Annotated in this window: 10 protein-coding genes; 3 read left to right on the top strand and 7 right to left on the bottom strand. The window is 43.2% G+C overall.

Annotation, left to right across the window (positions count from 1 at the left end):
* Nucleotides 1–323: 323 nt before the first annotated feature.
* On the top strand, nucleotides 324–779 hold the full coding sequence (locus tag OW255_RS19185) for a tyrosine-type recombinase/integrase (protein ID WP_268115035.1): 456 nt from the start codon (nucleotides 324–326) through the stop codon (nucleotides 777–779).
* Nucleotides 780–868: 89 nt separating this feature from the next.
* On the opposite strand, the gene OW255_RS19190 is transcribed toward OW255_RS19185, so the two are convergent.
* From OW255_RS19190 to OW255_RS19215, 6 genes are all read right to left on the bottom strand, one after another.
* Nucleotides 869–1,537: an N-acetylmuramoyl-L-alanine amidase gene (locus tag OW255_RS19190; RefSeq protein ID WP_408643069.1), complete on the bottom strand. Its 669-nt coding sequence runs from the start codon at nucleotides 1,535–1,537 to the stop codon at nucleotides 869–871.
* Between the two features lie 105 nt (nucleotides 1,538–1,642).
* A complete protein-coding gene (locus OW255_RS19195; protein ID WP_268115036.1) occupies nucleotides 1,643–3,061 on the bottom strand; it encodes a metallophosphoesterase in 1,419 nt (472 codons plus the stop codon).
* A 33-nt stretch (nucleotides 3,062–3,094) separates the two neighbouring features.
* Nucleotides 3,095–4,756 (bottom strand): glycosyl hydrolase family 18 protein, encoded by a 1,662-nt coding sequence (locus OW255_RS19200; RefSeq protein WP_268115037.1) that lies wholly within the window; start codon nucleotides 4,754–4,756, stop codon nucleotides 3,095–3,097.
* Between the two features lie 198 nt (nucleotides 4,757–4,954).
* Nucleotides 4,955–5,200: a hypothetical protein gene (locus OW255_RS19205; RefSeq protein WP_024838184.1), complete on the bottom strand. Its 246-nt coding sequence runs from the start codon at nucleotides 5,198–5,200 to the stop codon at nucleotides 4,955–4,957.
* An 87-nt stretch (nucleotides 5,201–5,287) separates the two neighbouring features.
* Nucleotides 5,288–5,887: a hypothetical protein gene (locus OW255_RS19210; protein ID WP_268115038.1), complete on the bottom strand. Its 600-nt coding sequence runs from the start codon at nucleotides 5,885–5,887 to the stop codon at nucleotides 5,288–5,290.
* A gap of 20 nt (nucleotides 5,888–5,907) precedes the next feature.
* Nucleotides 5,908–7,413: a serine/threonine protein kinase gene (locus OW255_RS19215; RefSeq protein ID WP_268115039.1), complete on the bottom strand. Its 1,506-nt coding sequence runs from the start codon at nucleotides 7,411–7,413 to the stop codon at nucleotides 5,908–5,910.
* Nucleotides 7,414–8,285: 872 nt separating this feature from the next.
* On the opposite strand from OW255_RS19215, the gene OW255_RS19220 reads away from it, so the two are divergent.
* Nucleotides 8,286–9,005, top strand: coding sequence for an adaptor protein MecA (locus OW255_RS19220; protein ID WP_024838181.1), 720 nt, complete (start codon nucleotides 8,286–8,288; stop codon nucleotides 9,003–9,005).
* Nucleotides 9,006–9,093: 88 nt separating this feature from the next.
* Here the strand turns inward: OW255_RS19220 and OW255_RS19225 are convergent, their stop codons facing one another.
* Nucleotides 9,094–10,107 carry a substrate-binding domain-containing protein gene (locus OW255_RS19225; protein ID WP_268115040.1) on the bottom strand — a complete coding sequence of 338 codons (1,014 nt, stop codon included), beginning with the start codon at nucleotides 10,105–10,107 and terminating at the stop codon, nucleotides 9,094–9,096.
* 154 nt (nucleotides 10,108–10,261) lie between these two features.
* Between OW255_RS19225 and OW255_RS19230 the strand changes: the two genes are divergently transcribed.
* Nucleotides 10,262–11,662, top strand: a complete 1,401-nt coding sequence (locus OW255_RS19230; protein WP_024838179.1) for an L-fucose/L-arabinose isomerase family protein — start codon at nucleotides 10,262–10,264, stop codon at nucleotides 11,660–11,662.
* The last annotated feature ends 3 nt before the right edge of the window (nucleotides 11,663–11,665 follow it).

Genomic DNA, 11,665 nt, shown 5'->3' on the forward strand with positions numbered 1-11,665 from the left:
TCAAATCATGTACTTCCAGTGCATTAAGCTACACCGTTTCTCCCTGCCGTTATATTTCTGTCTCTCCCATGATAGGCGTACGGTTACCGGTATATAAAAAAGAGCCCAAAAAAGAGTATATCATCAACAATAGTTATTATAAAAAATTGTTTATTATTTTCCTCCGGGGTCAAACTTTTACATACCTTTTATGATCGGATATTATACCAGTGTCCGCTTAAATGTATGCTTTGGCCTAACCTGGACGGATATAGACTTAAAATAAGACTATCACTATACGTCGACAGCTATCGCACGTTTCTAAGCAATGGTGCTTTTCTTCCTTGAAAACACCAACCTCTTACCGCACGATATTGTTCGGAGATTCGCTTCATACCGCCTTAAGAGCTGAAAATAGGCTGCAGTCAGAAAACCGGTTAAAATATGGAGAATATTATTATAAACATTACCTCACAGATTCCGGAATAGTAATCACGCAAGAATTCTTAAGCATCGATGAAATCGATTTCGTCTGCCGACAGGAAAACGGAAAGCTGTACACCTCAGAGAGCATGAAGAACGCTATTAAGGCTGGCCACGATAAGATAGGTATTAAGGAATTCCATTTTCATAGTCTTAGACATACACACGCAACAATATTGGCCTCCCACATTTCCAATCCCGCTATTGTGCAAAAGCGGCTTGGGCATTCTGATATTGAAACAACAATGAAATACTATATTTTCGATGTAGAACTTGGAGATCAAAACGCAGTAAATATTTATGAGGAATTCGCATAATTTATCTACTACTTATAAAAAGCGTAGACAAGAGGTAGTCAAATATGTGCTTTTTAGTACCCCGGGCGCTTATAAGTCTCTTGTTTCTGTTATCTTGCATTTAAATATTCCATGATCCCCATATGTATCGTCCAGGCCAGACGGTCCTGGTATTCGTCTGAATTTAGCAGACCGGCTTCCTTCCAGTTGGTCAAAAATCCGCATTCCACAATAACAATAGGAGTTTTTACATGAAGCAGTAGATAGTAGTTATCATTGGGTTTGGCAAGTCTGGTATTTTTATCTCCCAGAACGTAATCAAACCGTTCCTGCAGAATCTCGGCCAGCCGTTTTCCCTTATCTGACCGCTTATAATAAAACACCTGACCTCCGGAAATCTCTTCCTGGTGATAACTGTTTTGATGAATGCTGACGGTAAGGTCCGGACTCGTATCATTAATAATGTCACATCGCTTGGTCATATCCGCCATCTTCTTTTTGCTGTCCCGTTCCGTATATAAACCATTGTCATTCTTTCTGGTAAGAACCACGTCAACGTCCGAGGCTTCCAGATATTTTTTCAGACGATATGCGATCTGCAGATTGATATCCTTTTCCAGAGTCCCATCAACTCCGATTTTACCCGGGTCGTTTCCTCCGTGTCCGGCATCGATGACAACCACTGGCTTTTCCTTTCCAGCCTTCACACTGACTCCAGCCGTCATTTTCCCGGCCTGACTTGATATGACATATACTAATACAAGCAAAATCACCGCCATAAACGGTTCCCATTTTTTTAATTTCACATTTTCTACCTGATACACATTCTTAATGAATTATATCTTCCTGTGAAATAAAAAAGAACCAGTTAAGACGACTTTCCGTCATTCTTTGTCCAGCAGATTATAGTCCTTTGTCCCATCAGAGGTAATCCATTGCACATACTCTGAAAGAATGCTCTGATAGCCCTCTTCCAGCCACATCCCATAGCCTGCCTTTTGCATCACCTTATCCCGTATGGAATAGACCTTTCCCGACGTACATGCCACATTAAGCTCTGCATAAACCTTCGCCATCTGGTCTCTTTGGTACTTGGTAAGATTCTTTAACACATCCCGGCGGTCAAATTCATCCTGAGCCTGATTATAGAATACTTTACTTAAAAACTGCTTTCCATATGTATCAAAGTTCAATAGATTCTTATCCCTGTTCCCTGTTTTTTCCGCCCACGCTTTCATATCCAGGGCTTTTGTATGGTAGCGGAAGCCCCCATCTTTTTTATACTCCAGCACTCCATACTGGCAGGGCGGGGTGGCCAGGGAACTGGTGACGATTTCATCGATTCCGGAATCTTTGGCTGACTTCATATAATGCTGGACATGAAGGTGACCGCTTAGATAAAGAGGGACTTCCCAGCTTTCCAACTGATCAATCAGCTGTTCACTGTGCTCAATGGTGCAATCCTGTAAATATACCTCACTTTCATCAAGAAGGTTGTGGTGACTTACAGGAAGCACCTGCATCCCAAGCTCATGGGCCTCCTCCATCTGCTCTTCGATCCAGTCATAGGTATCATCCTTTATCATGCCTCCAACCAGGTTTTTTGGCTCGTACTGACAGCTGTCAAGCATGAATGCCCTGGTGGTATCGTTGATCTGATAAACATAGCTAAGAGAGGCGGTATCCCGGCTGACTGCCTCATTATAGCCAAAATCCTCATAAATCTCCTCAAATTCTTGAGAAGTAATGGATTCAGCTTTTTCTACAGTATCTCCTGCAAATCTGGCCGCCAACTGATTATTGATATCGTGATTTCCTGGAATCACGATGACTGGAATGCCTGCCTCTTCTATCTCATACAGCTTAGATGCAAATTCCTCATGGCTTTCTTTTTCTCCGTTATAGGTTAAGTCACCGCTTAATATGACCAGATCCGGCCTTTCTTCCTTTACTTCCTCAATAAAGGCATCCGTGATTTCCCAAACATACTGCATCACCTTTCCGTCTCCGTGATCCACGGTATACTGAAAGCTTTTTTGAAAATCCGTCAAATCTCTTGCAAGATAATGCATATCGGTAGCAATCGCAATTTTCACACCTGGTTCCTCTTCTGCCTCCGGTGTTTCAGCTTCTGTGGTCTGCTGGGTGTCCTTTGTTGTGGGGATTTCTGTGGTGGGAGCTTTCGTTTCCCTCCTGCTCTCCTCACTCTCCTTCGTGTTTTCCGGCACCTGCTCCTTAAGGGAACATCCTGCTGTCACACATACAGCCACTATGACTGCTGCCAATATGAACCTCTTCTTCATGACATGACCTTCCTGTCTCTAACTCTCATTCGTTTATTTTTTATCCAGCTTTATAACATCCCATATATCAGCCGGCTCAAATCCAAGCTTCCAGCAGGCAACTCCTGCAAGATCATACTGTTTGATTACATTCATCTTTAATCCTATGGAACGCTCTTCTTCCAGCCAAAGCTTTTTCATGCCATCCGTGGACTTAAGCTCTCCGTAATACTGGCCTGATTCCTCCAGCCAGCTGAGTTCTACTTTATTTTCAGTGACCCAATCCTTTGCTTTTGCGATTCCAATGGAGGATGAGGTGGTTTTTCCGCTCTCGTCTTCGGTCCAGACTCTGGTGTATAATGGAATGGCAAGGACGACCTTTTCCTTTGGAACCTCTAATAGAGTGTCCTTAACTCCATTTTCTACATATCCAATCGAGGCAACGGAACCGGCATCTCCTCCGGCATAATGTTCGTCATATCCCATGATAATGACGTAATCTGCTACAATGCCCTGTTCCTTCCGGTTATAGAACTTATTCCCCGCCATAGGCACATAGTTGTCCACAGATAATACAAGTCCATCTTTCCGGCAGGATATGGACAGCTCCCGGATAAACTGTATGTAGTGTACTCCGGCTTCTTCCTTAATTCCTTCAAAATCCAGATTAATCCCATCATAACCATACTTTTTGGCCTCTGCCATCAGGGATTCAATGAGCTTCCGCCTTGTAGAAGTCTTGGATAACAGTATCTCTGTATTCACGTCCTTACTGAAATTATTGATAAGAGCCCAAACCTTCAATCCCTTATCATGGGCTTTCTTTACATATCCCGCGTCTGCCAGGGACTTAAAATTCCCTTCGTTATCGGTAAGCTCATACCAGGTAGGGGATATGACATTGACTCCTTTTGTATTGGCAATCAAGCTGTCAAAGGAAGCATTTCCGTCTGAACTGGTCAGCTGATGCCAGGCCAGATTCACTGGCTCATCCATAGTTATGCTTTTATAGACAGGCGCTTCAAAGGTGCTTTTTAAAGTCTCACTTGTTCTTTCGCCAAGATGTCTGTGCTCCACATACCCAACAAATCCGTCTTCCGTCCTTACCTTGTCCCACCGCTTCATGGATTCAAGGACTGTGACATGGCTCCCTTTGGCGCTCCAGGTCACAATGGGGCTTTTAACCCCTCCCTTTACACGGATATTGCTGTCATTCTTTACGACTGCTTTATTTAAGGCATCCCATGTGTTATTGATAAAAATCCGTTTATTAAGTGCGCTGTCATAGGCAGACACCCGGATGTCTGTATAGTTAGCCACCAGGCCGGCAGAAAGATATACTGCATCTTTATCCACCCAGATCAGGGGCTTACCAGTACTCCCCACGGTGGAATGATCCGCATAGACAATGGAGTCCGGCAGCGCATATACGAGAAGCTTTTCATTGGTATCCCAGTAAAAACGTTCATTTAACGTACGGTTGACCCAATCAATGGGAAGATACGTCTGTCCTTCTACAAATATCCCTTTCTCTTCCTGCAATTCCTCATTAAGATACAGGGCTACTTCGTCATCTTTTACTCCCAGCAGCTCTGTCATATCTGCTTTTTGATTGGTGGGGATATATCGCTCTATAATCCGGGTTCCAAAGAAACCGGCAATTATGATTAAAATCAATCCCAGCGCCACGAGAACCGGGACGGCTTTCCTATTCATCTGCTTTCCTCCTGCTATTGGATCGTGTTGTCTGCATATAGTTCTACATTTTTCTTTACGATTATATCATATTTCCTGATTTTTGGAATTTACATTTTCATTACGTTAATTTTCCCCGATCCCACCCTGATGCTCAAGCTAAGCCAACTTTAGGCTGAAGATGGCATCCCATTGCGCACCCCTTATGCTGACGGAAAACTACCGGTTATAAATTTTATCAAATCTTATTTCCTTAAGCTTTCCAGTTGTTTCATTCGGAACATAGTCCGCCATGTAAAAGCAATCCTCCTCCTTTACTTTAAATATCTTGTTCCAGTCTTCTTCCGGAGATTCTTTTCCATCTATTATAATGGGAATCCCCTGATCCCGGTATTTCTTAAGCCCCTCCAGATACTGGGATTCTTTGGTATCTTCCACCCGTTTTCTGGCTTTTCTTTTTTTCATATGCATCTCCCCTGTAACTTCATTTGTAAAGAACCGCATGGGAGAGGACCACAAGGACAGTTTCGTGACACAATCCTCTCTGCAGTCTTAAAATATCTGTTGGTAAAATTTAATCATTTCTCCAGTGACAGCAAAAGCGTCTACTGAAACTGGAATTCTTCGTACCGGGCACTTCAGCCTCTTTTCCATATTTTTTCTGGCTTCTTCACTGCCAAATGTCAGGAAGGTCTCCCAGCTTTTCTCCGCCTTATTCCCTTTACTATCAAACTCCAGAAACGCCTTCATCTGCCACTCGCTAAGGCTTCCCAGGAGAAACTGTCTGTCACATCTTAAAAATTCCTTAAAACCGTCTTCCTCTGCCGTACCATAATCCACAATTACAGTCTGGAATTCTGACTTTTTGCACAGCAAAAGTGTATTGATCCCCGCATTCTCATAGTACTGGGTCTCCAGAAGCTTGAAACTTCCTTTCTGAAACTGTTCTTTTGCGCATACCTCTCTCATTCTGGCAAAATCACCATGTCTGTTCCATTCCAAAACTGCACATCTACGTCTTAAAATACCGCTTAAATATCCTGCTGTCATGACTGCAAAATGAGTCACCCCTACGCTATGTCCTGCACCAATGATGCCGATGATCTCCTGTCCCGTCTCTTTCTTTCCATTTCTAAAAAAACGCTGGAACATTCTTTTCTTTCCTTTTATAATTACCATCCCTTCCAGATGCTCTTTGCTTTTCCTGAAACCATTGGATCAAAAAGCCCTGTAACCCAGGACACCAGCCTGCCTCTTATTCCGGCCAACCATCTTTGTTTCATATTCTTATCTTTTAGCAGCCTGGAAAGAAGTGCCTTATAAAACTGTAATTCTCCCTTTTCAATAGAAAAAGGGTCAGGAAAATAAGGCGCACGAAAACACCGGGCGGCTTCGCCACCTTCCGGCAGCCGGATTCTGGCCCCTGGAACCGTGTGATTATATATAATTCCATAGGGCAATCCTTTTTTCACTGCCCTGCTTGCCGCCTGCCACGACGTTTCACTGCTCCACTGGCTTCCGTCACAAACCATGAGGATGGCGTCAATTTCCCCGGAAAGAACGGCTTCTTCACAAGCACCGTAATCCAGAATCTTCACGTGAATAGGAGGTTCCTTAAGCTTTACTCCAGGACCGTAGTAGGGCTTCCAGACAAATCCATGATGACGCAAAAGACCATATTGGTCCCGTACTCCTCCGGCATAGGCAAAGAGACCAGCTCCCATACCGGAATCTGTTTTTTCTTCTAATAAATTGGGGTAACCTAGATTTCTAAGATAGACAGACAGGCCGATTCCGATGTGAGTAGCTCCGGCCCCTGGCTTGCTCCCGAACAGAGCAATCGTAAGAGATGATGATTGTAGACGGTCTTTCGCAGCCGTTCCCATGTTTTTAAGCTGTATTAGCCTTTCACCAAGCGCTTGTGCCGTTGAAAAGCGGTCTTCTTTTTCTTCCTTGAGGCAACCGGATAGAATGGCTGACAGAGCAGGCTCCACAGTTTGGCCCGGCTTATATGGCAGCTTTGGAAATGTTCCTGTGTATAAATAATGGAGGATCGTACCAATGGCATAGATATCTGTTCTCTCATCCAGGATTCCGTCTTTTTTGTATTGCTCCGGTGCCGCACATCCTACGGTCCCGTACCGCTCGCCTGGCTCATTGGCAACATCCATGGATGCGGCAAGTCCAAAATCAATCAGCTTCACCGTATCATGGCACAACAAAAGGTTCTTCGGCTGTAAATCTAAATGTAAAATGGGGTTTGGTCCTGCGGAATGCAGGTAATGAATGATGTTGGTCAACTGGATCCCATAATATATGGCCAGTTCCCTAGACAGATGGCCCTGCTTTTTTACAAGGTCAAATAAAGATTCTCCTTCCAGATACTCTTCGATTAAATAACTATATGATTCGTCTTCTTCTACGTCATAAACAATGGGGATTCCGGGATGGCGAAGCTCCTTTAGAACAAGTGCTTCTCGTCTGAAACGATCGTAATTGAGAATGCTTTTGGGTACCCGCTTGATTGCACGGTATTCCTCAAGCCCAAGATGAACCGCCAGAAATACTGTTCCTGCCCGACCGGTTCCCAAGATGCCACGTAGCTGATATTTTCCAAACAGAACGGCGCTTATTGCAGCCACCTCCTTAATTGCCTGTCCAATATCATCTCTTGGCATCCATTTTATTTCATTTTTTGATTTTTAGCAATTAATTTTTTGTTAAATTTATTTTCTCTGTTCAAATACTATCTTTCTTAATAATCATCGATTGTAAGATTATCTATGTTTTCTGTATTAAAAAGCAAGCAGGAATTACCGATTACTAGCAAATTATTATATATACATAATTGCGCTTTTATCAAGTTGACATGAAGATATATAGATGATATATTAGTAATATAAAAGAGTAACCGCCACACAAGGTGGAAGCTCCCAGACAAAGCAAAATGTCCTAATGGACACCGCCTATCCTGTTCGCTGCAGGGTAGGCTATTTTTTTAACTTATCTATGTAAGTCAGCAATGCCAGGATAAAGGTTGCAAATAAAAGCACGTCTGCAAATGAAAACATATCCGACACCACCTCCCATCTCGTTATGACGTAAAGACATAAAAGCTGGAGGGTACCACCCTGTATTCGGTTACTCCTGATACAATACTACCATATATTACCATTAACTACAATATTTGTTATCCTAAATTTACAGGAAAAATAAGCGTGTCTTAATGCTTTCATTTTTCATATTATACATCAAAAATATTACAATATAATGTATTTAAAAAATACATATGTGACCATTTATAACCAGACTCTAATCTATCGTTAAAAGGTAAACTACAAGATATAAAATCCCAAAAAATCATATCAAAAACAAAACTGATAAATCCCATGAATTACATAGGATACCCGGTTTTTTGCATATAAACCTTAAATTTATATAAATTTTTTCACATAGTAATTGCCTTTTTGCTATATTATATAGTATAGTTATGTTGAGGAAGTATGTAAATATTCATATACCATTTTTAAATAGAACAGGAAGTGATCCTATGAAGATAGAACGTATCAATGAAAATCAGATCCGTTGTACGCTTACCAGCTTTGATTTAAGTGTCCGAAACCTAAATTTAGGCGAGCTTGCTTACGGCAGTGAAAAAGCCCGCAACCTGTTCCGCGAGATGATTCAGAAAGCCTCTAACGAAGTGGGATTCGAAGCAGAAGACATTCCTCTCATGGTAGAAGCGATCCCATTATCCAACGAAAGCGTAATGTTAGTTATTACAAAGATTGAAGATCCGGAAGAATTAGATACAAGATTTGCAAAATTTTCACCATCTACTGATGAAGACTTGGATTCCATGCCAGGAGATCTGGCCAGCGAACTATTAGAAGGTGCTGACGGCTTGTTAAATCTGCTGGGAATCGATAAGAAGAACGAACCGGAAGCCGAAAAGCCAAAAGAATCTACTGGTGCTTCCTCCATACGAATCTATAGTTTTCAAAGTTTGGATCAGATTTCCGACGCCGCAAGGGCAATCGGACAGGTTTATGACGGAGAGAATACATTATATAAAAAGCCATCTACCAGACAGTATTTCCTGGTACTGCGCAATTCTCCTGACAAGACAACAGAGTTTAACCGTATCTGCAACCTGCTTGCAGAATATGGCTCTAAGATTCGTCAGGATTACGCTTCCGAAGCGTACTACAAGGAACATTACGAGGTTCTGATTGAAGGCCACGCCCTTCAGTCATTAGCCAGACTTTAATCCGTCCCTTTGTTCATAGTACTTCATCACAAATCAGAGAAAGGTGTCATAAAGCAGCTTCATCGTTGCTTCATGACACCTTTCTTTTTTATACAGATTTTCGTTTTATCAGAGTTGTGCCTGCCAATATTTTCACGGGATCTTTACTTTTATCCCCAATTAACTCCACCAGTCTTTTGGCCGCCAGTATCCCAATACTTTGCTTTGGAACGTGTATGGTAGTGAGCGGCGGCTCGATCATTGTACTGATTGGTAAATTATCAAAACCAGCAATGGCTACGTCCTGGGGAATGCGGTAGCCATAATCACGAAAGGCCCTCATAGCTCCCGCAGCGATGAAATCATTGTCCGCAAAATAACATCTGGCTGGGACTTCCCCCTGGGTTAGAAGCGCAGTCATGTCGGCATAGGCTCCTTCCATGGAAGGAGTCAGCCGGTGCACCTGAGTTTTTGAGGCAGACATTCCATTTTGCCGCACGGCTTTATAAAAACCATCGGACCGCTCCAGAAAATTGGTTATGGGATAGGATGACTGTAAGTATCCTGGCTGGACCTTTAATTTTTTGATCAGATAACGAGTTGCAAAATATGCCCCTTGTACATTGTCGATAAGGACGTAGTTTCCACTGATATTTTCAAAACTGGTATCCAGAACCACAAGGGGAATCGGAAGCTTTAAAAATGGCTTGAAATCATGCTCCTGCATTTCCGTTCCCAGCAAAAGAATGCCTTTGCTTCCGGAGCGAACCACATCAGAAAGCTGTTCCTCCACCCGGTCATCGCCATAAAGGTAAGTCACATTCAGATGATAGGGAGACTCCTTTAAGCCCAGGCCTACCCCCTCCGAAAGCTGGGAGAAAAAAGGAGTGTCCCCTACCACTGCCCCACTTCTTTTATAAATAATAAAATGTACGGTGCCCTGATACCCTGTCCGGAAAGATGGTTCCCCAATTCTGGAAAAATCATATCCCTGTGCCTTCGCCGCCTCAAGCACCTTTTTCCGTGTTCCGGTACTGACTCCTGGCTTATTATGAAGGGCCATGGAAATGGCAGCTTCAGATAGATTAAGTAGTTTAGCAAGCTCTTTTGCCGTTATGGACATCCCGAATACTCCTTTCAGCAAATCATTTGAGAACACTGTATCAGATTAAGTAAATTAAGTCAATTAATCACTGAAGTTTGCTTAATTATTGATTGATATTAAGTAGATATAAGCAAATAATAGGGGTATCAAATGAGTGGCAGGAGGTCATGCAATGGCAAATGTAGTATTGGGGGTCGCCCCTACCAGAAGGAGTATCTTTTCGGCTCCGGATGCAGTGAAGTATGCGGATTTAACAAGAGCACGGTTGGAAGAACTTGGAGTATCCTTTGTGGATATAAAGGATATTTCAGAAGATGGACTGCTTCACCGGGAAGAAGACCGGGTCAGAATTGAAAAGAAATTTAAAGAACAAGGGGTGGATGGCTTATTTGTACCCCATGGTAATTTCGGCACGGAATATGAAGTGGCCAGACTCGCAAAAGAACTTAATGTACCGGTACTTCTCTGGGGGCCAAGGGATGAACGTCCTGATGAAGATGGCATTCGTCTTAGAGACAGTCAGTGCGGACTGTTTGCTACTGGTAAGGTACTTAGAAGATTTCGGATTCCATTTACCTATTTATGCAATTGCAGGCTGGAGGATGAAGAATTTGAGAGGGGAATCCGTAACTTTCTTGCTGTCTGTAACGTGGTGAAAACATTTCGGAAAACAAGAATTTTGCAGATCGGACCAAGACCCTTTGATTTCTGGTCCACCATGTGTAACGAAGGTGAACTTTTAGAGCGATTTCAGATACAGCTGGCCCCTATTCCCATGCCTGAACTGACAGCAGAGATAAAGAGGGTACGGGAAGATAAGGAAACGATTCAAGAAATCATGGCGTACTGCAGAGAAAATTTCAATGTGGCTATTAACGAGGAAGAACTAGAGATGGTGGCAGCCTTAAAAATAGCCATGAAAGCTCTGGCTAAACGCTATGGCTGTAATGCAGTGGCAATTCAGTGCTGGAATGCCCTTCAGTCAGAAATCGGAATCATGCCCTGCGCCGCCAACAGCCTGTTAAATGAAGAAGGACTTCCCGTTGTGTGCGAAACCGATATACACGGGGCAATTACCGCTATTATGTGCGAAGCGGCTGGAATGGATGAGGCCAGAACCTTTTTTGCGGATTGGACCGTGCGCCATCCGGACAATGAAAATGGAGAGCTTCTCCAGCACTGCGGCCCCTGGCCCTTATCCTGTGCAGCCTGTAAGCCAACCATAGGATACCCTCTGGCATTTTCTCACCCCGGCGCTGTAGAAGCACAGGCTAAGCTTGGAGACATGACTCTGTGCCGGTTTGACGGAGACAATGGAGAGTACTCTCTACTCCTTGGAAACGCCAAAGGGATTGAAGGTCCTTACACCAAGGGGACCTATGTGTGGGTGGAGGTAAAGAATTTAAAGCGCCTGGAAGCTAAGATCGTGGAAGGCCCTTACATTCATCACTGCGTGGGCATCCATAAGGATGTGGTCCCGGTCCTCTATGAAGCCTGCAAATATCTTGGCATTACCCCGGACCTGTATGACAACAACGAGGAAGAAATAAAAGCATATATTCGCGGAGAATAAACT

The sequence above is a fragment of the Lacrimispora xylanolytica genome, from assembly GCF_026723765.1.
Classification (GTDB): Bacteria; Bacillota; Clostridia; order Lachnospirales; family Lachnospiraceae; genus Lacrimispora; species Lacrimispora xylanolytica.